This is a genomic window from Pseudomonas sp. GW823-FHT06E10, assembly GCF_058794995.1.
The window spans coordinates 106609-129299 of record NZ_JBXAHJ010000015.1 but is presented as its reverse complement, the minus strand read 5'-3'; the positions used below and the strand labels follow the sequence as shown (position 1 = coordinate 129299).

Annotated in this window: 22 protein-coding genes and 1 tRNA gene; 15 read left to right on the top strand and 8 right to left on the bottom strand. The window is 59.9% G+C overall.

Features of this window, described 5'->3' with window-relative positions:
• Positions 1-2 precede the first annotated feature (2 nt).
• Positions 3-824, bottom strand: coding sequence for a c-type cytochrome (locus AC1Q6Y_RS22450; protein ID WP_489340065.1), 822 nt, complete (start codon positions 822-824; stop codon positions 3-5).
• A gap of 595 nt (positions 825-1419) precedes the next feature.
• On the opposite strand from AC1Q6Y_RS22450, the gene AC1Q6Y_RS22445 reads away from it, so the two are divergent.
• From AC1Q6Y_RS22445 to AC1Q6Y_RS22435, 3 genes are all read left to right on the top strand, one after another.
• Complete coding sequence (locus AC1Q6Y_RS22445) at positions 1420-2625, top strand: acetyl-CoA C-acetyltransferase (RefSeq protein ID WP_090454002.1); 1206 nt, start codon at positions 1420-1422, stop codon at positions 2623-2625.
• 24 nt (positions 2626-2649) lie between these two features.
• Positions 2650-4794, top strand: a complete 2145-nt coding sequence (locus tag AC1Q6Y_RS22440) for a 3-hydroxyacyl-CoA dehydrogenase NAD-binding domain-containing protein (RefSeq protein WP_492625183.1) — start codon at positions 2650-2652, stop codon at positions 4792-4794.
• 95 nt (positions 4795-4889) lie between these two features.
• Positions 4890-5612, top strand: a complete 723-nt coding sequence (locus AC1Q6Y_RS22435; protein WP_057715731.1) for an amidotransferase — start codon at positions 4890-4892, stop codon at positions 5610-5612.
• 100 nt (positions 5613-5712) lie between these two features.
• On the opposite strand, the gene AC1Q6Y_RS22430 is transcribed toward AC1Q6Y_RS22435, so the two are convergent.
• From AC1Q6Y_RS22430 to AC1Q6Y_RS22420, 3 genes are all read right to left on the bottom strand, one after another.
• Complete coding sequence (locus AC1Q6Y_RS22430; RefSeq protein ID WP_492625182.1) at positions 5713-6684, bottom strand: magnesium and cobalt transport protein CorA; 972 nt, start codon at positions 6682-6684, stop codon at positions 5713-5715.
• Between the two features lie 159 nt (positions 6685-6843).
• Positions 6844-7566 carry a lysophospholipid acyltransferase family protein gene (locus AC1Q6Y_RS22425; RefSeq protein ID WP_057715729.1) on the bottom strand — a complete coding sequence of 241 codons (723 nt, stop codon included), beginning with the start codon at positions 7564-7566 and terminating at the stop codon, positions 6844-6846.
• A 214-nt stretch (positions 7567-7780) separates the two neighbouring features.
• A complete protein-coding gene (locus tag AC1Q6Y_RS22420) occupies positions 7781-8470 on the bottom strand; it encodes a crotonase/enoyl-CoA hydratase family protein (RefSeq protein WP_057715728.1) in 690 nt (229 codons plus the stop codon).
• A 308-nt stretch (positions 8471-8778) separates the two neighbouring features.
• On the opposite strand from AC1Q6Y_RS22420, the gene AC1Q6Y_RS22415 reads away from it, so the two are divergent.
• The 10 genes from AC1Q6Y_RS22415 to AC1Q6Y_RS22370 all read left to right on the top strand — a co-directional run bounded on the left by AC1Q6Y_RS22415 (position 8779) and on the right by AC1Q6Y_RS22370 (position 13829).
• Positions 8779-8868 (top strand) — tRNA-Ser (locus tag AC1Q6Y_RS22415).
• Between the two features lie 533 nt (positions 8869-9401).
• Positions 9402-9656, top strand: a complete 255-nt coding sequence (locus AC1Q6Y_RS22410; RefSeq protein ID WP_218542839.1) for a type II toxin-antitoxin system HicA family toxin — start codon at positions 9402-9404, stop codon at positions 9654-9656.
• Complete coding sequence (locus AC1Q6Y_RS22405) at positions 9653-9985, top strand: type II toxin-antitoxin system HicB family antitoxin (RefSeq protein WP_150812359.1); 333 nt, start codon at positions 9653-9655, stop codon at positions 9983-9985. The genes AC1Q6Y_RS22410 and AC1Q6Y_RS22405 overlap by 4 nt, the downstream gene beginning before the upstream one ends.
• Before the next feature lie 59 nt (positions 9986-10044).
• On the top strand, positions 10045-11388 hold the full coding sequence (locus AC1Q6Y_RS22400) for a serine hydrolase domain-containing protein (protein WP_492625181.1): 1344 nt from the start codon (positions 10045-10047) through the stop codon (positions 11386-11388).
• Positions 11385-11705 (top strand): YbjQ family protein, encoded by a 321-nt coding sequence (locus AC1Q6Y_RS22395; protein ID WP_057715723.1) that lies wholly within the window; start codon positions 11385-11387, stop codon positions 11703-11705. The genes AC1Q6Y_RS22400 and AC1Q6Y_RS22395 overlap by 4 nt, the downstream gene beginning before the upstream one ends.
• 146 nt (positions 11706-11851) lie before the next feature.
• A complete protein-coding gene (locus AC1Q6Y_RS22390) occupies positions 11852-12040 on the top strand; it encodes a hypothetical protein (RefSeq protein ID WP_057716647.1) in 189 nt (62 codons plus the stop codon).
• A 311-nt stretch (positions 12041-12351) separates the two neighbouring features.
• Positions 12352-12720: a hypothetical protein gene (locus AC1Q6Y_RS22385; RefSeq protein WP_007988063.1), complete on the top strand. Its 369-nt coding sequence runs from the start codon at positions 12352-12354 to the stop codon at positions 12718-12720.
• 167 nt (positions 12721-12887) lie between these two features.
• Entirely contained in the window at positions 12888-13313 is a 426-nt protein-coding gene (locus tag AC1Q6Y_RS22380) for a glycine zipper domain-containing protein (protein WP_349736047.1), read from the top strand.
• Positions 13314-13329: 16 nt separating this feature from the next.
• Positions 13330-13512, top strand: coding sequence for a hypothetical protein (locus AC1Q6Y_RS22375; protein WP_489847764.1), 183 nt, complete (start codon positions 13330-13332; stop codon positions 13510-13512).
• 107 nt (positions 13513-13619) lie between these two features.
• A complete protein-coding gene (locus AC1Q6Y_RS22370) occupies positions 13620-13829 on the top strand; it encodes a hypothetical protein (RefSeq protein WP_492625180.1) in 210 nt (69 codons plus the stop codon).
• Between the two features lie 55 nt (positions 13830-13884).
• On the opposite strand, the gene AC1Q6Y_RS22365 is transcribed toward AC1Q6Y_RS22370, so the two are convergent.
• A complete protein-coding gene (locus AC1Q6Y_RS22365; protein ID WP_492625179.1) occupies positions 13885-17214 on the bottom strand; it encodes an RHS repeat-associated core domain-containing protein in 3330 nt (1109 codons plus the stop codon).
• A gap of 248 nt (positions 17215-17462) precedes the next feature.
• Here AC1Q6Y_RS22365 and AC1Q6Y_RS22360 point away from each other — a divergent pair, with 248 nt between their 5' ends.
• Complete coding sequence (locus AC1Q6Y_RS22360; protein ID WP_492625178.1) at positions 17463-18158, top strand: HAD-IA family hydrolase; 696 nt, start codon at positions 17463-17465, stop codon at positions 18156-18158.
• 135 nt (positions 18159-18293) lie between these two features.
• On the opposite strand, the gene AC1Q6Y_RS22355 is transcribed toward AC1Q6Y_RS22360, so the two are convergent.
• Positions 18294-19040 (bottom strand): 3-oxoacyl-ACP reductase family protein, encoded by a 747-nt coding sequence (locus tag AC1Q6Y_RS22355; protein ID WP_492625177.1) that lies wholly within the window; start codon positions 19038-19040, stop codon positions 18294-18296.
• A gap of 124 nt (positions 19041-19164) precedes the next feature.
• Here AC1Q6Y_RS22355 and AC1Q6Y_RS22350 point away from each other — a divergent pair, with 124 nt between their 5' ends.
• Complete coding sequence (locus AC1Q6Y_RS22350; protein WP_407515265.1) at positions 19165-20088, top strand: LysR family transcriptional regulator; 924 nt, start codon at positions 19165-19167, stop codon at positions 20086-20088.
• A gap of 129 nt (positions 20089-20217) precedes the next feature.
• On the opposite strand, the gene AC1Q6Y_RS22345 is transcribed toward AC1Q6Y_RS22350, so the two are convergent.
• The gene (locus AC1Q6Y_RS22345) at positions 20218-20946 is read right to left on the bottom strand and encodes an aspartate/glutamate racemase family protein (RefSeq protein WP_007988885.1); all 729 of its coding nucleotides are present in this window, start codon (positions 20944-20946) and stop codon (positions 20218-20220) included.
• A 56-nt stretch (positions 20947-21002) separates the two neighbouring features.
• The gene (locus AC1Q6Y_RS22340) at positions 21003-22544 is read right to left on the bottom strand and encodes an NCS1 family nucleobase:cation symporter-1 (protein WP_492587988.1); all 1542 of its coding nucleotides are present in this window, start codon (positions 22542-22544) and stop codon (positions 21003-21005) included.
• Between the last annotated feature and the right edge of the window lie 147 nt (positions 22545-22691).

The window sequence follows — 22691 nt, the reverse complement described above, 5'->3', positions numbered from 1 at the left end:
TGTTACGGCTTAACCTTGCGCCCGACCATATGCCGCAAATACCCCACCAGGCTCTGCAGATCCCCATCCGGCAACACCTCGGCCGAGAACCCGGGCATCTTCGCTTGCGGCCACTGGCGCAAACTCTGTGGATCGCGGATGTAGCGCTTGAGGAAGTCCGCACCGAAGTACTCGGTCGGGTTGTACGGAATATTCAGGTCCGGCCCGAATTGCGCGTCCCCGGCTCCATTGAGTCGATGACACGCCAGGCAGTTCTTCTGGAACAACGCAAATCCCTTGTTCACCGGATCATCCGCCTTCAATGCCGGATCGGGCAGCAGTGCGGGAAAGCGCTCGGCCACGGGCGCCAGGCGTTTGATGCTCGCCACCTGGAACGGCCATTGTTCTGGGCTGATGTTGCCGGCCTGCGGATTGCTCCAAACCAGATAGAACGGCCCGGCGCCCGGCTTGCCTTCGGATAGCGGTGGCCAGGGTTTGCTCGGGTCTTCAATCGCCAGCCACGCCTGTGCACCCTGGGTATTGAGCAACGGCGCGGCTGTCATTTCGGCGGCAAAGCCATCCAGCGCCACGGCTTGCAGGTGGTCTTCAGGCTTGATGCCGGTCAGCAGTGCGGACAGCGGCACGGCGCGGTAGCTCATGTCCCGCTTGTAGGAAACGTCGTTGCTGATGTCGATGGTTTGAACCTGAGGATGCTTGAGCAATTGCTCGGTCTGCCAGGTGCGACTGTTCGCGCCCAGCTCCAGGTTCAGCTGTGCGGCATACAGGGGCGAGCCGAACAGCGTGGCCCCGAGCAGAATGAGCATTTTCAAGTGATCGCCGTCCATGTCGTGCAAGTGCCGCAAAGATTGGCACAGCCACGCTGGCCCGGGTAGCGGGCCAGTCACATTTTGAGAGTGGCAATTCAAAAACTGTGACGCCGTAGCTTTATAGACGCGACTAGCCGATGACCTTGGTCAGGTTCGGCAATATCAACAACAGCGTGGTGGCGAAAAGGATGAGCCCGGCTTGACGTACTTTCGATTGTTTGAACATGGCTTGACCGCCTTTTTTGTTATTTCCTGATGCCTGCCCGCATAGCATCCATGATGGCAGCGCGTTGCACTTCCTGTAGTGACGAGTGCCTCGGCAAAACCCGACGACAACTTCGTACATGTTCACCTTAGAGCCCGCGATACGCTTGGCTTAGATCCATTTCGTATGGTGTTCTTCAAATTCGCGTTAAAAATGGCATGAGGCCTAGTGCCAGCTTCTTTGGCACCCGTTGGCTAGACAGCTTGGTGTCCTGAACGGTAGCTGACTACCGTTCGTCTGAGCGTGAGCGTCAATGTCTGTGAGCGCTGCGGTCATTGAATCAAACGCGGCTCGGGCCAAGAGTGGGCACTCGGTATTTACCCACCTGCACTGCGGTTCGAGGACGTCATGACCCAAGCATTGATTTTCGACGCGTTACGCACGCCCCGTGGCAAAGGCAAGGCCGATGGCGCCTTGCACAGCGTCAAACCGGTGAACCTGGTGGCTGGTTTGCTCACCGCACTGCAACAGCGCACAGCGCTGGACACCAGCCAGGTCGATGATGTGGTGCTTGGCTGCGTAACCCCGATTGGTGATCAAGGTTCCGACATCGCCAAGACTGCCGCTCAGGTGGCCGATTGGGATGTCAGCGTGGCGGGAGTACAGATCAACCGGTTCTGTGCTTCGGGGCTGGAGGCCGTGAACCTCGGCGCGATGAAAGTGCGTTCCGGTTTCGAAGACCTGGTGGTGGTCGGTGGTGTCGAGTCGATGTCCCGGGTGCCGATGGGCAGCGATGGCGGGGCCTGGGCGCTGGACCCGGCGACCAACCTGCACAGTCACTTCACGCCACAGGGCGTGGGTGCCGACCTGATCGCCACCCTTGAAGGCTTCAGCCGTCAGGACGTCGATGCCTACGCGTTGTATTCCCAGCAAAAGGCTGCACGGGCGCGGGCCGACGGTTCGTTCAAAAAGTCGCTGGTGCCGGTGCAGGACCAGAACGGCATCATCCTGCTCGATCACGATGAGTTCATCCGCGCCGACTCGACCCTGGAAGGCCTGGGCAAGCTCAAGCCGAGTTTCGAGATGATGGGGCAGATGGGTTTCGATGCCACCGCGCTGCGGGTCTACAGCCATGTCGAGCGGATCAACCATGTGCACACCCCCGGCAACAGCTCCGGGATTGTCGACGGCGCGGCGCTGATGCTCATCGGCTCCGAAGCCAAGGGCCGGGCGCTGGGCTTGCAGCCCCGGGCGCGGATTGTCGCCACGGCAGTCACCAGCACCGATCCGACTATCATGCTCACCGGCCCCGCGCCGGCGACCCGCAAGGCGTTGGCCAAGGCCGGGCTGCGGGTCGAAGACATCGACCTGTTCGAGGTCAACGAGGCGTTCGCGTCGGTGGTGTTGAAATTCATCAAGGACATGGCCGTCGATCCGGACAAGGTCAATGTCAACGGCGGCTCAATCGCCATGGGCCACCCGCTGGGCGCCACTGGCTGCGCCATTCTCGGCACGCTGCTCGATGAGCTGGAAGCCCGGCGCCTGCGTTATGGCCTCGCGACCCTGTGTGTCGGCGGCGGCATGGGCATTGCCACCATCATCGAACGCCTCTGAGCCCGGACATCAAGGAACCCAGTTATGAGCGAAGCCATTCGTTACGAAAAAGACCAGGACCAGATCGTCGTCCTGACCATCGACATGCCGGGCCAGAGCGCCAACACCATGAACGCGGTGTACCGCGAAGCCATGGCGGACTGCGTTACGCGCCTGGTGGCCGACAAGGACAGCATCGCCGGTGTGATCATCACCTCGGCCAAGAAGACATTTTTCGCTGGCGGCGATCTCAACGAGCTGATCAAGGTTGGCAAACCCCAGGCCAAGGCCTTCTACGACATGGTGCTGAGCCTCAAGGGCCAGTTGCGCGCCCTGGAAACCCTCGGCAAGCCTGTGGTCGCGGCGATCAATGGCGCCGCACTGGGCGGCGGCTGGGAAATCTGCCTGGCCTGCCATCACCGCGTGGCGCTGGACCACCCGTCGGTGCAACTCGGCCTGCCGGAAGTCACCCTTGGCCTGCTGCCAGGCGGCGGAGGCGTGGTGCGCATGGTGCGCATGCTCGGCCTGGAAAAAGCCCTGCCTTATTTGCTTGAAGGCAAGAAAGTGCGGCCACCACAGGCATTGCAGGCAGGATTGATCGACGCGTTGGCGACTGATCACGAAGACTTGTTGGCCAAGGCGCGGACGTGGATTCTGGCCAATCCAGCGGCGGTGCAGCGCTGGGACGTGAAGGGCTACCAGATTCCGGGCGGCACACCGTCAAACCCGAAAGTTGCGCAGATGCTGGCGATTGCGCCGTCGATCCTGCGCAGCAAAACCCAGGGCACGATGCCCGCGCCAGAGAAAATCCTCTGCGCAGCGGTCGAGGGCGCCCAAGTGGACTTCGACACGGCGCACTTGATCGAAACCCGCTACTTCACCGAACTGACCACCGGCCAGGTCTCGAAGAACCTGATTGGCACGTTCTGGTTCCAGCTCAACGAAATCAATGCCGGCGGCTCGCGGCCTCAAGGCTTTGCGCCTTATGTCACCCGCAAGGTCGGCGTGCTCGGCGCCGGGATGATGGGCGCCGGTATTGCGTTTGTCAGTGCGTCGGCGGGGATCGATGTGGTGCTCAAGGACATCAACCTCGCGGCGGCGCAGAAGGGCAAGGCGCATTCGGCGGCGCTGCTGGACAAGAAGGTTGCTCGCGGACAAATGAGCATCGAGCAACGCGACACCGTTCTGTCACGCATTCAAACCAGCGAAAGCGATGCCGACCTGGCCGGTTGCGACCTGATCATCGAGGCAGTGTTCGAGGATCGGGATTTGAAGGCCAAAGTCTCGTTGGCGGCGCAGAAGGTCGTCGGCGCGGACGCGGTGATCGCCTCCAACACCTCGACCTTGCCGATCAGCGGCCTGGCATGTGCCGTGCCCGATCAGAGCAAGTTCATCGGCCTGCATTTTTTCAGCCCCGTGGAAAAAATGCCGCTGGTGGAAATCATCAAGGGCGCCAACACCAGCGATGAAACCCTGGCCCGCAGCTTCGATTACGTCCTGCAAATCAAGAAAACCCCGATTGTGGTCAATGACAGCCGCGGTTTCTTCACGTCGCGGGTATTCGGCACCTTCACCAATGAAGGCATTGCCATGCTGGGTGAGGGCGTGAGCGCGGCGATGATCGAGACTGAAGCGCGCAAGGCCGGCATGCCGGTAGGACCGCTGGCGATCTCTGACGAAGTTTCCCTCAGCCTGATGAACCATATCCGCCTGCAAACGGCCAAGGACCTGCAAGCAGAAGGCAAACCGCTGACAGAACACCCGGCATTTACCGTGATTGACTTGTTGCTCAATGAGTTCAAGCGTCCGGGCAAGGCTGGCGGTGGAGGTTTCTACGAGTATCCGGCGGGCGGCCAGAAACACCTGTGGCCTGAGTTGAAAACCCGCTTCGAGAAAGCCGACGGGCAGATTTCGCCCAAGGACGTGCGTGATCGCCTGCTGTTCGTGCAAGCCATCGAAACCGTGCGCTGTGTGGAGGAGGGGGTGTTGACCTCGACGGCGGATGCCAACATTGGCTCGATCTTCGGCATCGGTTTCGCCGCCTGGACCGGCGGTGCGCTGCAGTTCATCAATCAGTACGGCGTGCAGGACTTTGTGGCCCGAGCCCAGTATCTGGCCACGCAGTATGGCGAGCGGTTCGCACCTCCCGCCTTGCTGCTGGAGAAGGCCGCCAAAGGAGAGGCGTTCTAAGGGGGAGATGATGCATTTCGGGGCTTGCCTTGTCACAGCGTTTCAAGGCAGGCTCTGGGGTGTGCATTATTCCCATCACGGGTCAGGTATTTTTTATGTCGTTACGCATCTGCATTCTGGAAACCGACCACCTGCGTCCGGAATTGGTTGACCAATATCAGGGCTACGGGCAGATGTTCAAACACCTGTTTTCGCAGCAGCCGATTGCCGCCGAGTTCACGGTCTACAACGTGGTGCAGGGTGAGTACCCAAGCGACGACCTGACGTTCGACGCCTACCTGGTGACGGGCAGCAAGGCCGACTCTTTCGGCACCGACCCGTGGATCGAAACCCTCAAGAAATATCTGCTGACCCGCTACGAGCGCGGCGACAAGTTGCTGGGCGTCTGCTTCGGTCATCAGTTGCTGGCGTTGCTGCTCGGTGGCAAGAGCGAGCGTGCGACCCAGGGTTGGGGCGTCGGCACCCACAATTACAAATTGGCCGCCAAGGCGCCGTGGATGAACCCGGTGCGCGAGGAGCTGACGTTGCTGATCAGCCACCAGGATCAGGTCACGTCGCTGCCGGAGAACGCCACGGTCATCGCTTCCAGCGACTTCTGCCCGTTTGCCGCCTACCACATCAACGATCAGGTGCTGTGCTTCCAGGGGCATCCGGAATTCATCCACGACTACTCCCGTGCCCTGCTGGAAATTCGCCAGCAGGCACTGGGCGAGCAGGTCTACTCCAAAGGGATCGCGAGCCTGGAACAGGAACACCACGGCACCACGGTTGCCGAGTGGATGATGCGGTTTGTCGCGCACAAGCCAACAGCTGTTTAAAACCTGTAGGGGCGAGCCGTGCTCGCGATGGTCGTGAACGATAACGCGCCAAACCTGACAGCCCACGGTGCTCTCAGGTTTTTCGCGAGCAGGCTCGCTCCTACAGCCACCCCGATTTCTTGAAGCTCGCCCACAACCCCAGACAACCCACCGTAATAAACCCCAGCACCTCGAAATACCCGTAGTGCCAGCCCAACTCCGGCATGTTCTGGAAGTTCATTCCGTAGATCCCCGCCACCGCCGTCGGGAAGGCCAGAATCGCCGCCCAAGCCGCAAACTTGCGTTGCACCACGCTCTGGCGAGAGGCCTCCAACAGCACCCCGACCTCAATCGTCTGGCTGGCAATATCCGCCAGCGTCGTCAGGTCTTCCATCTGCCGCGTTACATGAATCTGCACATCGCGAAAGTACGGGCGCATGTTCTTGTCGATGAACGGGAAGCTCAGCCTCTGCAATTCCTCCCCGATCTCAATCATCGGTGCCACATAACGACGCAAGCGCAAAACATCACGACGCAGGCCATGTAGCTTCTGGATGTCGTAGTCATTCAGTGAGCCGCACAACACGTTGCGCTCCAGCTCATCGATTTCCCCGTGAATGGCTTCGCCCATCGGCTGGTAGTTTTCGATCACGAAATCGAGGATGGCATAGAGTACGAAGTCTTCCCCGTGCTCAAGCAATAGCGGACGCGCCTCACAGCGCTGTCGGACATGGGCGTAGGACGCGGAGTGACCGTTGCGCGCAGTAATGATGTAGCCATTGCCGGCAAAGATATGCGTCTCGATGAACTCGAGTTTGCCCTCATGGCGGATGGGCGAATACGTCACGATGAACAGCGCATCGCCGAAGGTTTCCAGCTTCGGTCGGCTGTGCTTTTCCAGGGCGTCTTCGATGGCCAGTTCGTGCAGGTTGAACTGGCGTTGCAGGTTGTAGAGCTCCTCGGCGTTCGGCTCTTCGAGGCCGATCCAGACAAAGTGCCCGGGCTTTGCAGCCCAGGCTGCGCCTTCGTCAAGGCTGATATCAGTGACTCTCTTACCGGCGCTATAAACCGCAGCAGCAACAACTCTACCCATGATGGTGGTTCACTTCTTTTGGCAGCTTTCAATTGGCAACGAATGCATTGGCAGTGTGGCTCAGCTTAGCCTTGCAGTGTTTGAGAGTCAGTTAAATCTGCCGAGTTCTGGGCAAAGACGCACAGGCAAAAGAAAACCCGCACCAGGCGGGTTTCTTTTTCAGGCGGCTTGCAGTTGCCGGTCCATCGATTCGATGCATTCACGCATCTGCTCGCGGCACTGGGCGATCAGCAGGGGCATGTCGTCCAGGCTCAATCCAGCGGTGGGAATCGCCGGCAACGAGCGAATCAGGATTTTCCCGCTGCGCCAGCGGTTCAACCGCATGTGTTTGACGTAACTGCTGACGCACACCGGGACAATCGGCACCCCGGCGGCAATGGCCATCTGAAAGGCGCCTTTCTTGAAGGGCAGCAAGTCCTCACCCAGGTTGCGCGTGCCTTCCGGAAAAACCCAGATCGAGGTGTCTTTGTTTTGCAGGGTGTGGGTGGTGGTCAACATCGACTTGCGTGCCTTTTGTGCATTGCCACGGTCGATCAGCACATTGCCGGCCAGCCAGAACAACTGCCCGAACAGCGGCACCCACTTCAGGCTCTTTTTGCCGATGCACACGGTACGACGGGGCACCACGTTGCCAAACACAAACAGGTCATAGTTGGACTGGTGATTGGCGATGATCACGCAGCTGTCGGGTTTATCCATCAACGGCCCGACTTCGGCCTTCACTCGCAAACGCAAAATGCACATGGCCGGCCATGCGTACAGGCGTGCGCACAGGCGGCTGTTGTCCGGATTGAACGGCCGGCACAGGCCGAGCATCACCCCCAGCACACCCGCCACGATAAAGTGCAGGCCCATCAATGACATACGGCACAAAAACAGCATTTACAGGCCCCACCGGGACAAAAGGTGGCGCAGTGTACGGATGTGCACTGTTTTCGGCAATTGCTCCCAGGGAAGTGGGAGATGGTCGATGTTTGAGCTGATGTTTCCGACTGTTTGGTCAGATGCAGCCTAGAGCGGTCACAGACGTTTAACGCAGACATGTATGAAAAAGCCCGACACGACGGTCGGGCTTTTCGTGGCAGCAGATCCGGGCTTAGCCCAAATGCTCCTGATCCTGGATGATCGCGTTGTCCAGGGCCTCCAGCAGCGCTTTGCGCACTTTCAATTTGGTGTTCTTGTGCGCGGTCATGTTGATCTTCTTCAACTGACGAGCCGCCGCCAGTGCCGCGCCTTGCAGTTCTTCAGGCGAGACCACGACATCGAGGAAGCCGGCCGCCACGGCGCCTTGTGGATTGAACATCTCGCCGTTGACCACCGAACGCTGCAACGCCACTTTGTTCAGGCGGTCACGGGCAATCTCGATGCCCGCGTGGTGCATGGTCATGCCGATCTGCACTTCGTTCAGGCCAATGCTGAACGCACCTTCAACGCCGATGCGATAGTCAGCCGACAACAGCAGGAACGCGCCCTTGGCCACCGCGTGCCCCGGGCACGCCACGATCACCGGGAAGGGGTGCGACAGCAGGCGGCGGGCCAGGGTCGAGCCGGCGGTCACCAGCGCCACGGCTTCTCTAGGACCGGCCGTCATCACCTTCAGGTCATAACCGCCAGAGAGAATGCCCGGCTGGCCGGTAATGATCACCACCGCACGATCAGCCACTGCCCGATCCAGCGCAGCGTTGAACTCGGCAATCACATCCGGGGAGATGGCATTGACCTTGCCATTGCTCAGGGTCAGGGTCGCGATACCGTCTTCGAGATGGTAGGAAATCAACTCACTCATGACGCTATTCCTTTCAATAAAGTTGGGCAGACGTTACCCACCGCCGCAAGCCAGGTAAAGCGCCGTGACTGACCCGCCAGTCACCCTTTGCCCGCCCGTCAGGCGTAGCCCGCCGTGCCTGCTGCGCATTCCCCTCTATATAGAAGAGGGCACGAAGCCGGAGATTGGCCGGTTTGCCATGGCCGGGAACGACCGGAAACGCTGAATCGCGTTAACCGCATGAAAATTCTGAAAAAAATGTTTGCCATCGGAAAAGCTTTCGACTACATTAGCGCGCCTCGACAGACAGAACATGTTTGAAGAGATACGGTGAAGTGTCCGAGTGGCTTAAGGAGCACGCCTGGAAAGTGTGTATACAGGAAACTGTATCGAGAGTTCGAATCTCTCCTTCACCGCCACATTCTGCAAACACAAACCCCTGATTTTCCTAGAGAAAGTCGGGGGTTTGTGGTTTTTGGCGTCTGAAAAATGGCCGTATGTGAACAAAGTGGGAACGCAGATGATTTATGGGGTGTTCTAGCTCGCACGATATGAGTGAGAGCATCAGAAAAGTACCTATCTCGCTAATGCCTGCTTTCGGTCAACCGTCTCCTTTCGTGCGAAGTGATTATAAAAATGCAGTCTTCTTAGGGAGTATCTATACAGATCCACTTAAGGGTGTCCCGCCCAGGTTAAGACCAGCAAGGTAGTGGCCAGCTAAAAACGCAGCAAGCGTAAGGCTTTACGCAACTCTCGGAAATTGCCTACAACCCCGGCGAGAGTCACCCCGATATCCTGCCTGCCTTGCAAAACAAACGCTTCCACACGAAAAACGCCGCTTTCCTGTTCTGGATAAGCGGCGTTTTTTTAAGCACGCGTTAGAGGCTTCTCCCACGCATCAGCGATGTCATTCGCGGTTGCTAAACCCTGTGCGGTATCATGATATAATACCATGAATAATAAACAGCTCAGCACCCTCAAAACCGTATTTTCAAGACCAGCCCCGGCCACCATGGAGTGGTCACGCATCGAATCTTTGTTCGGCGCTGCAGGGGCAAGAACCATCGAAGGCAATGGATCGCGAGTACGTTTTGAACTGAATGGCGTGGTGGCCACTTTTCATCGGCCCCACCCCGACAAAGAAGCCAAGCCCTACCAGGTGCGTGACGCCCGGGCTTTCCTTGAGCAAGCAGGAGTTACCCCGTGAACGTAATGAACTACAACGGCTACTCAGCCCGAATCGAGTACAGCGACGAAGACGGCCTGTTCGTCGGCCACATTGCGGGCATCAAGGATGTTGTCGGGTTTCACGGCGAGTCAGTCAAAGAACTTCGCACCGCATTCGAAGAGGCCGTCACCGATTATCTGGAGACTTGCGCCAAACTCGGCCGCACCCCACAGAAGCCCTATTCAGGCCATCTCAGTCTGCGCCTGGCCCCAGCCCTTCACGCGACGGTAGCTGTGAAAGCTCAGTTAGCACACAAAAGTATCAATCAGTGGGTTGCTGATGTTCTTGATCGCGAGGCGCATGCTTAAGCAGTGAATAAGCCGATCCGGCTGTAGACTGCTCAAACTCTTCGAACGGAATCGACATCATGCTCTATCCTCGCGCCAGTTTTCGCGGCGCAGCCAGGCTCATTGCGGCTGTGTCGATAGTTGCCGCGTCATCACTGGCCCTCGCATCCGCCCCTGCGACTTTTCCCGACGCCCAAGCCAGTGACCCGGCCAAACTTGGCTGGATGGTCGGTTCGCCACCCTCCGCTGATCGCACCGTGCGTTTTGAAGACGGCAGCTATTTCCAGTTCCCGGCAATGCGCTGGAGTGTTTCGAATTTCCGGCAACTGATGCCGACGATCAACGTTTCACGCGGCCTGGGTGCTCCGGTTCCTCTGGAGACAGTGCTACGCAAAGATATCGACGGGATCAGTTTTGTCCCGCTTGGCTCCAGGGCGCCTATGACCTGGGAGCAATCCCTCGCGGCCACGTACACCGATGGCATTGTGGTGATGCACCGCGGGAAAGTTATCTACGAACGTTACTTCGGCGTGTTGAAGCCGGACGGCCAGCACGCCGCAATGTCAGTGACCAAGTCCGTGGTCGGCACGCTGGGTGCCATGTTGGTGGCGCAGGGGCGCATCGATGCTGACAAGCGGGTTGCCGAATATGTACCGGAACTGGCGGATTCTGCGTTTGGCAGCGCCACGGTACGGCAGGTGCTCGACATGACCACGGGCCTCAAATACAGCGAGGACTACGCGGACCCGGATGCCGAAGTCTGGGCCCATGCCCGGGCAGGCAACCCGTTGCCCAAACCCAAGGGTTATGAGGGACCTCGCAGTTACTACGAGTTTTTGCAGACGGTGCAACCGCAAGGCGAGCACGGCAAAGCGTTTGCCTACAAAACCGTCAACACCGACGTGTTGGGCTGGGTCATTGCCCGCGCCACCGGCCGCAATGTTGCGCAACTGCTGTCGGAGAACATCTGGAGCCGGTTGGGTGCCGAGCAGGACGGCTATTTCACAGTGGACTCCATCGGCACGCCGTTCGCCGGTGGTGGCCTGAATACGGGGTTGCGGGATCTGGCGCGTTTTGGCGAGATGCTGCGTAACGGTGGTCGGTTCAACGGCCACCAGATAGTGCCAGAGGCAGTGATCGACGATATCCGTGGCGGCGGCGATAAGCAGGCTTTCGCCAAGGCGGGTTACTCATTGCTCAAAGACTGGAGTTACCGGTCGATGTGGTGGGTGACGAGCAAGGAAGGCGGGGCATTCATGGCGCGTGGGGTCCATGGGCAGCGCATTTATGTCGAGCCGAAGGCCGAGATGGTCATCGTCCGTTACGCATCCCATCCGGTGGCCAACAACTCGGCCAATGATCCCGTCACTTTGCCGGCGTTTGACGCGTTGGCTGACTATCTGAACAGGAAGGAACACCCATGATCATCACCACGACCCAGTCCATCGAAGGCCGGCAAATTACCGCCTACCTGGACATCGTCAGCGCCGAGTCGGTGCAAGGGATCAACGTTGTCCGCGACGTGTTTGCCGGGATGCGCGACTTTTTCGGCGGGCGTTCCCAGACACTGGAGCGAGCGTTGAAGGAAGCACGCATTCAGGCCACCGATGAGATCAAGGAGCGGGCTCAGGCGCTTCAGGCGGACGCGGTGGTCGGGCTTGATTATGAGATCAGCATGCCGGCCGGAAAGGGAGGGATGGTCGTGGTGTTTGTGACCGGGACTGCGGTCAAGTTGAGGTAAAAGGTGAGAAGCCATTCGTCGGTCACGGGGAAATCCGAACGGCAGGTCCGTTAGTGACCGTCTAGTCTCAAAAACCTTGGCGATCGATATTCCTTCAGGCAAAGGGCTTGCCGCTGTCGATCGCGCTTTTTGAAAAGGGTGGAGAGATGGTTGATCCGTATATCGAGGACGATGGCGCAGAGTTTCCGATCAACAACTCCGTGCGGTGTGGTCAGACCCAGTATGTGGCCAGTTTCGGCGAGGACCAGACTGAGGTCGACAAGATCAAGACCAGGGCGTGCCGGGTACTGAAGGGCAAATTTTTACCCAAGGTGACAGCGCCGGTCAGGAAGTAATCGAACGTCAGGTAGACCCCGTCATAGAGCGGGGTTTTTCATGCTCGAAAAGTTTTATGACAATTTTTTTGAAGGGGGGGATCTTTCACGAACTTTTCACAACACCCTCCGTAATCTCGACTCATCCGTTAGAAAGCAACACCTGGCCCGTTTCCCCAGCGGGCTTTTTTTTGTCCGCGATAAAACCTTTTCGGTAAACGCTGTCCAACCCTCGCCAATCGCGAAGTTGGACCGGTGTGCTGGACTTTATCCGCGCAAAAGCATTCAATCTCGCCCCCTTTTGTGTACCCCCTATTTTTGAGGTTTTTGTCATGCGTTTAACACTGCCCGCTCTGGTTCTGGGGCTTCTGGTTGCTCAAGGTGCAATGGCTGGTGACGGCACTGCCGCGCTGGGCGGTGGCTTGGGCGGCGCATTGGGTAACGTCGTCGGCCAGAAGATGGGCGGCAGCACTGGCGCCGCGATTGGCGCGGGCGTCGCTGGCGCGGCAGGCAGCGCAGTTGCCGCCAAAAAAGGTCATCGCACCAGCGCTGCTATCGGTGGCGGTGTCGGCGCGGCCGGTGGTTCGGTAATCGGCAATAGTCTCGGCGGCAAGTCCGGTGCCACCATCGGTGCTGGCCTGGGCGGTGCATTGGGCGGCGGCGTGGGCAGCAACCTGGCCAATGGTCACAAGCGTCACTGATCCTGATCCAGATTTGAAAAGAGCCCGGCTTGATGCCGGGCTTTTTCATTTATGAACGTTTTACGCCGCAGCAGCTCAAATCTTCCATACCCTGGAAGAATGCGAGGCGTGCCATGAACCCGAAAACCAACGACAAAAAAAACGGAAGCCTGAATGCTCGACTATTGATGGTGCCTGCAATTGTTTTTGGATTGCTGGTCTCTCAGGTGGCGCTGGCGGGAGGTAATGGAGATGCCGCAGTGGGCGGTGGTCTTGGTGGGGTGCTGGGCAATGTTGTCGGTGGCCAGTTGGGTGGCAGCACGGGTGCGGCCGTTGGTGCCGGAGTCGGCGGCGCGGCCGGTAGTGCCATTGCCGCGCCAAAGCGCAGTCGCACCGAAGCGGCGGTAGGCGGTGGTTTGGGCGCGGCGGGTGGATCAGTGATCGGCAACAGTCTTGGCGGTTCGACCGGATCGGCCATCGGTGCCGGTCTTGGCGGTGCAGCCGGCGGTGCGGTCGGCAATGATCTGGGGAGTGATAGCGGCCACTCCCATTCCGGTGGCGGACATAAACATTCGAACAAGCACCACAATAAGCACCACAATAAGCATCACTAGTTGAGCGAGGCATCCCATGACTGCGAAAAGCGAAGGCAAGCAAGAAAAGGGTCCGAGCGCACAGCCATCTATAAACGATCCCGGCAATGAAGATCCGGGATCGCTGATGGACGATGCGACGGTGCCGCTTAACGATGCTGATGATGCGGGCGATGTGGGGAATATCGAGTTTGAAGATGAGGAAGAGGACGAGGACTGATCGAATCGTGCTGTCGGATTGACCGGTTGTCCAGCTGATCGAACGCGTCCATCGCCCGATCCTCGCCAGGTCGTGGCCTGCACTTCAGGTCACACAAGAGGTGCGATATGAACACTGATCGGAAAGTCCCCGACGTTGATGAAACACCGGAGTATCCGCTGCCGTCGCCTACCGATTCCTTGAGCCGCGACCAACGACCACCGGACGATGATGATGCAGGTGTGGAGCAGGTTCCGAGCGATGACGATGATGTAGAGGCCGATCCAGAAGACCGGGACGATGGCGCGGGTGAGCCAGCTATTACAAAGCGACAGTGAAGAACCCCGGGTCCCGATTGCTTCTTTAAAGCGTCGGTTCGAGGGGGGAATCCGGTTAGAAAATTCCCCGGGGCTCTAGTGAGTCTCCGCAATACCCGTATTTCGAAGGTTTTGGAGAGGGCGCATCAGGCTCTCCCTCATCAACCTTTGCCCTTCCTTGCCCATACGGCACCGAGCATTCCGGCTTGTTCTCCTGCGGGCAATTCCCGCCCAATCCCAATGGCGCCACCCACCCCGTCGGGTTCCGGGTGTACCGATACGGGTTCAACCCACCGGCCAGCATGACCGGATCCAGCGTCAGATAACGACCAATGTCGGGATGGTAGTAGCGATGACGGTTGTAGTGCAGGCCGCTCTCGGCGTCGAAGTATTGCCCCTGAAACCGTAGAGGCTGTTTGAGTCGTTCGCCGTCGCCCTGGCTCACTTCACGAAGTTTGCCGTGGGCGGTGTATTTGGCCGACCAGACGATAGCGCCGCCGTAGTTGGTCAGTTCCTGCGGAGTACCGAGGTGGTCGAGTTGGTAGTAGAGCGGGCGGGCGTCTGCCCGGCCTTTTCCGTCAAGCAGCGCCAGCGGGCGGAAGCTGCCGGGTTCGTAAACGTAGCTGCGGTAGTGCTCGGGAGCGCTTTCGGCGATGAGCTGGTCGCCTTGCCAGAAGAATTGCGTGGTCTGGCTGTCGACGGTTTTGCGGATGCGCCGGCCGAAGGCGTCGTAGCGGTAGCTGACACTTTTACCGTCCGGGGTGCTGACGCTGATCAGGCGGTGCTGGCTGTCATAGGTGTAGTTGGTGACTTGGGGCGGCATGCCGCGGCGTTCGCGGATCAGGTTGCCGAAGGCGTCGTAGTCGTAGTGGCTGTTGCAATGGCGGTGCAGACGGTTGCCCTGGAGCACGAACGGGCCTGGACGGCCACGGATCAGCAGATTGCCGGCCGGGTCATGGGTGAAGTTCTCCGCGAACGGATCGCGGTCGTGGCGTACGCCGGTCAGGCGGTCGAACGCATCGTATTGATAGTGGCGCTGGCCGTGACGGCTGTCGGCAATCTGCAGGAGATTGCCCTTGGCGCTGTAGGCATACTCGCGGCGATACAGCGCTCGTTGCTTTTGGCTGACGCAATGGAGCTGCAAGCGGCCTTGCTCGTCGTAGGCGTAATCGCTGAGCAGCAGGCCCTGTTGGCGTTGCCGTTCGCGCCCGCCGACAAAACGGTGGCAGGTCAGGCGCGTGCCATTGAGATCGATGGCAGTGAGGGCGCCCCCCTTGGCATGGTGGTAGACAAGGACACTGTCGTCCGGAAGGTGCAGCCGCTTGAGCCGACCGCAGGCATCGTAGCCGTAACGCAGGGTGCCCCAGCCCTGATGTTCGGTGATCAGCCGGCCCTGGCGGTCGTATTCGAACGCCAGCGGATGGCCTTGACCGTCATCGACGCGAACCAGTCGCCCTGAGTTGTCGTAGTGGTACTCGACCTTGATCCCGTCGGGCAGGGTCTTGAGCAACAAGCGCCCGGCGCTGTCGCGTTGGTATTGTGTGACGAGTTGCGAACCGTCGTCGCCGAACTCGGTTTTTTTCAGCAACTGGCCATTACCGTCATACGCATAGGTGGTACGACGGCCATCAAAGCCGGTTTCCTGTCGGATCAATCCGCCAGGCGTGTAGTCCAGCCGATAGGTGTCGCCGACCTCGTTTTCGATCTCGGTAAGCAACAGTTGCGCATGATCGTAGCCGTACTTCAGTGTGCTGCCGTCGGGGTTGATCCGACGGCTGACCAAGTGCAGGTCGTCGGCGTATTCGTAACGGGTTACCCGTCCCAGTTCGTCGGTTTCGGCGGTGACCTGGCCGTAGGCGTTGTAGCGATAGGCACGGCAGGCACCGGTGGGCAGCGTGATCCTGGTCAGTCGACCCACGGCGTCCCACTCATAGCCGGTGACGGCACCGTGTTCGTCCTGCCGGGTAATCCGCCGGCCCAGCACATCGTAGGAAAAAGCGCGCTGGGCACCGTCCGGCAAGGTCTCCTCCAACAGTTGCCCCAAGGCGTTCCAGACAAACCGGTGACCGTTCTGATCGGGGAATCGGATTGTCAGCAAGCGCCCTTTGGGGTCGTAGAAATAGCGGGTGATCTGTCCATCGGGATCGGAAACAGCAGTGATGTCGCCCTGGGCATTGCGCTGACAGGTCCAGGTCGCCTGACCACGGGTGAGGGTGCGCAGGAAACCGTGCCGATAGTTGCAGGTCATGGGCGCCTCATCGGGCGCACGCCGCGCAATCAACCGACCGGCTTCGTCATAATGGTATTCGGTGACGGCGCCGAGGGCGTCCTGCTCGGCGATCAGGCGACCCTGATCGTCGTAGGCCTTGTGCAACTCACCGCCGTCGGTCCCGACCTGGCGTACCAGGCGTGCGCGGTTGTCATGAACGTAAACCTCTTCGCTACCGTCGGCGTTGTTCACTGTCACACAGCCTTTATCGTCCCAGGCGTAACGTGCCTCCATTTGCGAAAACGAGGCCCAATGATGGATGCAGCGGGCTGCCTTGCCAGAGCGTTCCCACGCCCAGAAGAAACTCGCGCCGCCGGCCAGTTGCCGTTGCAGGATGACGTGCCGCTCGTCGTAGTCATAGCGCTCGCTTTCACCTGCGGCGTTGGTTGCCTCGATCAAGCGTCGGCGGGCGTCGTAGCGGTAGCTGACCAGTGTCTGTTCGGTGCGCCAGGTGTTTGCCTCGCAGTCGCCGCGCTGAAACACCTGATAGTCGACGGCCACCAGGTGCTTGACGTCGTAACGCAGCAATAAGGCGCGGTCGGCGCCGTTGTCCAGGCGTTGAATCCGGTCACAGCGGTCCCGCTGCACCGTCAGGCGATTGCCGTAGGCATCGCTGATCGTGCTGAGCCGGCCGTCATGAAAGTGGTAGAACCGCGCGCGGTGGCCGGCCAGGGCGAGGATCAGTTCGTCCGGCTCTTCGCCGAGGTAAATCGCCGCCCGCGACAGGCTGTTGTGGATCACCGGGCGCACCGCCGTCGGCCGTGGAAAGGGCGTGCGGCGGTTTTCGGGGTCGATCCACAGCACCCGCTCGCTGTGGAGTTCCAGGTGCTGGGACAGCGAATGGCTCCAGCCAAAACCGAGGCCGCTGTCGATTTCGACGGCACTGGTGCGATAGAGGCGGGTGAAGTCGAAAGGCAGGACTCCGTCGAGGGTGCCATCGGTCAGGGTCAGCAGTTCTTCACCGGTAACCATCGACACCGGGCCGTTGTGGGTGGCGGTTCGCTCGGCGGTGTCGATACTGACACCATTGGGGTTTTTCGCCTGTCTGGAGACGTCCTCGTGGCGTTCATGCCTGCCGGGGCAAAGTATCAGGGGACCGCTGGCGGGGCATGCCAATACCTCTTGGGGATCGAACATCTGCTGTCTTTCGCTTGGCGGAATGTGGAGCGCGAAACTCTGCGGGGGATCGGCGAGGAAAGAAGTCGGGAAAGGGTGGCGCTTGCTGTAGGGCGATTCGCTAAATCGCGGAGGGCCATTCGGCGCCGATCGGGATTTCATCATTGCTCTGGACCGGCGGCGCTCGCTATGCTGCTGAATCCTTTAATCCATGGGGCATCGGCCGTACCTGAGCTGTCCGGGATGCCTTAGAAAACGGATCAGATGCGATGAATGCACCACTGAAAGCATTCGGCCCGATCAAGGCCGTGATTTTCGATATGGACGGCTTGTTGCTGGACACAGAAGGCATCTACACCGAAGTCACCTCCATCATTGCCACGCGTTACGGCCGGACGTTCGACTGGAGCATCAAACAGAACATCATTGGCCGGGGCGCGGGCGATCTGGCGCGCTATGTGGTTGAAGCGCTGGACTTGCCGATTACGGCACAAGAGTTTCTGGTGATCCGCGAGCCGCTGATGCGCGAGCGTTTTCCTACAGCGCAGGCAATGCCCGGAGCACAGGAACTGGTACGGCATCTGAAGGCCAACAATATTCCCATTGCCGTAGGCACCAGTTCTTCGAGCCAGTCGTTCGGCCAGAAAACCACCTTGCACCGCGACTGGTTCGCCTTGTTCGACTTTATCGTCACCGCCGATGACGCCGAGGTGGGCGCGGCCAAACCAGCACCGGATATTTTCCTGACGGCGGCGCGGCGCCTGGGTGTTGCACCGCAAGACTGCCTGGTGTTCGAGGATTCGCCCTTCGGCGTCACTGCGGCGAAAGCGGCAGGGATGACGGCAATTGCGATTCCGGATGCGGCAATGGCAGATGCCAGGTACGCACACGCCGATGGCATTCTTCGTACGCTGAAGGCGTTTGTGCCGAGTGCTTTTGGTTTGCCGGCGCTGGAATGGGCCTAGCTAAAAAGACGGGTCGACTCTGGCAAATGTGGGAGCGGGCTTGCTCGCGAAGGCGGTGTGCCAGGCAACATTGATGTTGTCTGATTCACCGCTTTCGCGAGCAAGCCCGCACACATTGGGTTTGCGTTTAACGCATCAGGCGCCGAAACCACCGTCGATGGTCAGGCTGGCCCCCGTGATGTAGCCCGCTTCAGGGCTGACAAGGTAGGCGACGAAGCTGGCGATCTCTTCGGCCTTGCCGTAACGGCCCACGGCCATCAACGGGATCAGGCTTTCCGCAAAGTCACCCTCGGCCGGATTCATGTCGGTGTCGACCGGGCCCGGTTGCACGTTATTGATGGTGATGCCTTGCGGGCCGAGATCACGGGCCAGGCCTTTGGTCAGGCCGACCAGCGCCGACTTGCTCATGGCGTACGGGCCACCACCGGCGAAGGGCATGCGGTCTGCGTTGGTGCTGCCGATATTGATGATGCGACCGCCTTCGGTCATGTGTCTGGCGGCGGCCTGGGTGGCGATGAACACGCTGCGCACGTTGATGGCCAGGGTCTGGTCGAAGTCTTCGAGTTTGAACTCGGCCAGCGGTGCGACCGCCAGTACCCCAGCATTGTTGACCAGGATATCCAGGCGACCGAAGGCTTCTACCGTGGCGGACACGGCGCCGCGGATGGCGTCGGCGTCGGCGCTGTCGGCCTTGATGGCCAGGGCCTTGCCACCCTTGGCGGTGATGCTGTCTTGCAGTTCTTCGGCTTTGGCCATGGAGCTGACGTAGGTGAAGGCAACGGTGGCGCCTTCAGCAGCCAGGCGCTTGACGATGGCTGCGCCGATGCCGCGGGAACCACCTTGAATCAAGGCCACTTTGCTGCTGAGGTTCTGAGTAGTCATATCGATCTCCAAGTCCCGAGGCGAGATGTCCCGGTTGATGGAGGCTAGTATCGATTCAGGATTACGTGCTGTGTAGACCATAGTTGCGATAGTCTGTGTAAACCAAAAGTTTATAGTGGCGCTTATGGAAACCTTCAGCAGTATCGAATGCTTTGTGCGCAGTGCCGAGGTCGGCAGCTTTGCTGAGGCTGCGCGGCGCTTGAGCCTGACACCGGCGGCGGTGGGCAAGAGCGTTGCCAAGCTCGAGGCGCGCCTGGGTGTCAGATTGTTCCAGCGCAGCACTCGCAGCCTGACCCTGACGGAAGCCGGTCAGTTGTTTCTCGGCGAAGTCAGCGGCAGCCTGCACACGATCCAGAATGCCGTGGCCAATCTCGCCAGCGCCGGAGGGCAGCCGGCGGGCACCTTGAAAGTCAGCATGGGGACAGTATTTGGCTGCCTGTACATTGTGCCGATGCTCGGCGAGTTTCTGCGGCGATTCCCGGCGATCAACCCGGACTGGCACTTCGACAACCGCCAGGTCGATCTGATCGGGCAGGGTTTCGACGCGGCCATCGGCGGCGGCTTCGAATTACCCCAGGGCGTGGTGGCACGCCGGCTGAGTCCGGCGCATCGGGTGTTGGTGGCTACGAAGGACTACCTGGAGACACATGCTGCGATCAGCGAGCCGGATGACCTCAAGCACCATGACGGGATTCTGATCCGCTCACCGCAGACCGGTCGGGTACGCTCCTGGCAGTTGACCCATCGCAATCAGCAACACAGTCCGTTGACGCTCCCGGCGCGGATGACCATGAGCGATTCCGAGGCCGCCTGCGCCACGGCCGCGCAGGGTCTGGGCATTGCGCTGGTGAGCATGCCGTTTGCCGCGGGCTATCTGGAGTCGGGCAGGCTGCAGCGGGTGTTGCCGGACTGGTACATCGATGACGGCTACACCTCCATCTATTACGCCGAACACAAACTGCTGCCGGGCAAGACCCGGGCGTTTGTCGAGTTTGTCATTGAGCAGTTTGCCGAGCGGGGGTTGGGGCAGAGGTTCAGTGCGGTTTGAGCCTGGCTTAAGACCGAGGTGTTGCCATCGCGGGCAAGCCACGCTCCCACAGGTTTGCGTCGAATACATTACTGAGGTGCGATGCATAACCTGTGGGAGCGAGCTTGCTCGCGATTGGGGCACCGCGGTCTACCGGGCAAACCGCCCCGGCCAACCAATGATGTTTTTCGGCCGTGGCGTCGCATAAGTCCGCACCTTCGATGTCGACAGCCCCAGTCGCACCAATGATTCGGCAATGGTCACCGCCGCCGTCACCCCATCCACCACCGGTACCCCGGTACGTCGGCGAATCTGCTCGTCCAGCCCGGCCATGCCGCCGCAGCCCAGGCAAATCACTTCGGCCTTGTCCTGGGTCACCGCCAGTTCGGCCTGATGGACGATGGCCTCCAGTGCGCGCTGCGGCTCGTGCTCCAGTTCCAGTACTGCCAAACCACTGGCCCGTACCGAGGCGCAACGGTCCCAGAGGCCGGAGAGCTTGAGGCGATCTTCGATCAGCGGCACGGTGCGGTCGAGGGTGGTGACCACGGAATAGGCGTGACCGAGAAACATTGCTGTGCTGGCGGCGGCATCGGTGATGTCCACCACCGGCACATTGAGCAGTTCCTGCAAGCCTTCACGGCCGTGTTCGCCATAACCGGCCTGGATCACGGCGTCGAACGGCTGGTCGTAGGACATCACCCGGTCCATGACCGCGATGGCCGCCAGGTAACTCTCGAAATTGCCTTCGATGGAGTCGGCACCGAAGTGCGGGGTGAGGCCGACGATTTCCGTGCCGGGTGACGCGACGGCCTGCGCCGAGCGGGCGATGGCCTGGGTGATGGATTCAGTGGTGTTGACGTTGACCACGAGAATGCGCATGGGGAGTCCTTATTGCAGTTGGTTCTGCGGCCCGACAACGCCGGGCCGCGACAGGATCAGTGGCTGACGTTGTCGACCGCGATGGCTTCGCCGCTAACATCGACGTAATGCGGTTGGCGCTTGGCGATGATCAGGTAGAGCATCCCGGCGATACCGGCACCAATCAGCCAGGAGAATGGCGATACGCTGTGGAAGCCCGGTACCAATGCCAGGACGATGGCGATCAACGCTGCAGGAATGAACGCCGCCACCGCGCGCAAATTGACACCGCGGCTGTAGTAATACGCGCCGTCAGGGTCTTCGCTGTACAACTGCGGCACGTTGATCCGGCCTTTGCGTACCAGCCAGTAGTCGACCATGATCACCCCGTACAACGGGCCGAGCAGGGCACCGAGGCCGGACAGGAAATACACGATCACCAGCGGGCTGTTGTAGAGGTTCCACGGCAGGATCAGCACGGCGATGGTCGCGCTGATCAGCCCGGCGCGGCGGAAGGTCAGGTACTTGGGCGCCAGGTTGCTGAGTACGAACGCCGGGGCGACGAAGTTGGCCATGATGTTCACCGCCACGGTGACGATCAGGAACGCCAGGCAGCCGAGCACCAGGAAGAAGGTGTTGGGGATCGAGGCGATGATTTCGGTCGGGCTTTCGATGATCCGGCCATTGATCTGAAATTGCGCGCCGCACAGCAGGACGGTAATGCCGGCGAATACCAGGATGTTCACCGGCAAGCCCCAGAAATTTCCGACCTTGATGGTTTTTCGGCACGGCGAAGAACGGGCAAAGTCGCAGAAGTTGAGGATCAAGGTGCCGTAGATCGCCAGCCACAGTGCGCCGCCGGCAAAGATGTTGCGCCACATCTCACCGCCAGTCAGGGGCTCACGGATAGACCAGGCGATGGTCGCATCGGCCTGGGTGTACATCCACGCGGCAAGGGCGGCGACGGTCAGCAGAATCACCGGGCCGGCAAATGCCTCGTAGCGCCGCACCATCTCCATGCCATAGGCCAGGATCGCCAGTTGCACGAACCAGATCGCGACGAAACACACCCAGCCCAGGGTCGACAGACCGAGTATCGAGTTGTGGTCGTAGTCGGCGAACCCGGGATGGACCGCCGTTAACAGCACGCGAAAGACCACGGACGCAAGATACGTCTGGATACCGAACCAGGCGATGGCGATAACGGCGCGGATCAATGCAGGAATCTGCGCACCGTGAATGCCGAAACTGATCCGGCTGATGACCGGAAACGGCACCCCGGTTTTCTGGCCCATGTAGCCAGACAGGTTCATGAAGAAGTAAACCAGCGCGGCGCCGATCCCCAGGGACAGGAGAATCTGCCAGCCACCCAGACCCAAGGCGTACAGGCCTATGGCAAACGAGTAGTTGGCAATGTTGTGGACGTCGTTGGTCCACAGGGCAAAGATGCTGTAGCGGCCCCAGCGCCGACCTTCGGACTTGGTCGGTGCCAGGTCCTTGTTGTGCAATCGGGGGCTGAGCACCACGGGAGCGTGATGCGCCTGATTGTCGACGGTGTGGATGGAATGGGAGGAGGGTAGATCCAGCGCGATGTTGTTATTGGAGAGACTAGTACGCATTCCGGCAGGCTCCTGATGCTCGACATCGCGATGACTGTGCATGAGCGTTGGCTCGACAAATCTTCGTCGCGGATGGCGAATATCATTGGTTACGGGGCATCTGCAGCCTGTACGGGATAGGGCGCTTCAGGCTTGCGGATCTAAAGT

Excerpts from the sequence above, each read along its gene's own strand:
- AC1Q6Y_RS22435 (WP_057715731.1), top strand. The coding sequence starts at position 4,890 with ATGTCGTTACGCATCTGCATTCTGGAAACCGACCACCTGCGTCCGGAA.
- AC1Q6Y_RS22440 (WP_492625183.1), top strand. The coding sequence starts at position 2,650 with ATGAGCGAAGCCATTCGTTACGAAAAAGACCAGGACCAGATCGTCGTC.
- AC1Q6Y_RS22395 (WP_057715723.1), top strand. The coding sequence starts at position 11,385 with ATGATCATCACCACGACCCAGTCCATCGAAGGCCGGCAAATTACCGCC.
- AC1Q6Y_RS22430 (WP_492625182.1), bottom strand. The coding sequence starts at position 6,684 with ATGGGTAGAGTTGTTGCTGCTGCGGTTTATAGCGCCGGTAAGAGAGTC.
- AC1Q6Y_RS22425 (WP_057715729.1), bottom strand. The coding sequence starts at position 7,566 with ATGCTGTTTTTGTGCCGTATGTCATTGATGGGCCTGCACTTTATCGTG.
- AC1Q6Y_RS22385 (WP_007988063.1), top strand. The coding sequence starts at position 12,352 with ATGCGTTTAACACTGCCCGCTCTGGTTCTGGGGCTTCTGGTTGCTCAA.
- AC1Q6Y_RS22370 (WP_492625180.1), top strand. The coding sequence starts at position 13,620 with ATGAACACTGATCGGAAAGTCCCCGACGTTGATGAAACACCGGAGTAT.
- AC1Q6Y_RS22375 (WP_489847764.1), top strand. The coding sequence starts at position 13,330 with ATGACTGCGAAAAGCGAAGGCAAGCAAGAAAAGGGTCCGAGCGCACAG.
- AC1Q6Y_RS22355 (WP_492625177.1), bottom strand. The coding sequence starts at position 19,040 with ATGACTACTCAGAACCTCAGCAGCAAAGTGGCCTTGATTCAAGGTGGT.
- AC1Q6Y_RS22400 (WP_492625181.1), top strand. The coding sequence starts at position 10,045 with ATGCTCTATCCTCGCGCCAGTTTTCGCGGCGCAGCCAGGCTCATTGCG.
- AC1Q6Y_RS22380 (WP_349736047.1), top strand. The coding sequence starts at position 12,888 with ATGGTGCCTGCAATTGTTTTTGGATTGCTGGTCTCTCAGGTGGCGCTG.
- AC1Q6Y_RS22445 (WP_090454002.1), top strand. The coding sequence starts at position 1,420 with ATGACCCAAGCATTGATTTTCGACGCGTTACGCACGCCCCGTGGCAAA.
- AC1Q6Y_RS22340 (WP_492587988.1), bottom strand. The coding sequence starts at position 22,544 with ATGCGTACTAGTCTCTCCAATAACAACATCGCGCTGGATCTACCCTCC.
- AC1Q6Y_RS22360 (WP_492625178.1), top strand. The coding sequence starts at position 17,463 with ATGAATGCACCACTGAAAGCATTCGGCCCGATCAAGGCCGTGATTTTC.
- AC1Q6Y_RS22350 (WP_407515265.1), top strand. The coding sequence starts at position 19,165 with ATGGAAACCTTCAGCAGTATCGAATGCTTTGTGCGCAGTGCCGAGGTC.
- AC1Q6Y_RS22450 (WP_489340065.1), bottom strand. The coding sequence starts at position 824 with ATGGACGGCGATCACTTGAAAATGCTCATTCTGCTCGGGGCCACGCTG.
- AC1Q6Y_RS22345 (WP_007988885.1), bottom strand. The coding sequence starts at position 20,946 with ATGCGCATTCTCGTGGTCAACGTCAACACCACTGAATCCATCACCCAG.
- AC1Q6Y_RS22420 (WP_057715728.1), bottom strand. The coding sequence starts at position 8,470 with ATGAGTGAGTTGATTTCCTACCATCTCGAAGACGGTATCGCGACCCTG.
- AC1Q6Y_RS22410 (WP_218542839.1), top strand. The coding sequence starts at position 9,402 with ATGAATAATAAACAGCTCAGCACCCTCAAAACCGTATTTTCAAGACCA.
- AC1Q6Y_RS22390 (WP_057716647.1), top strand. The coding sequence starts at position 11,852 with ATGGTTGATCCGTATATCGAGGACGATGGCGCAGAGTTTCCGATCAAC.
- AC1Q6Y_RS22365 (WP_492625179.1), bottom strand. The coding sequence starts at position 17,214 with ATGTTCGATCCCCAAGAGGTATTGGCATGCCCCGCCAGCGGTCCCCTG.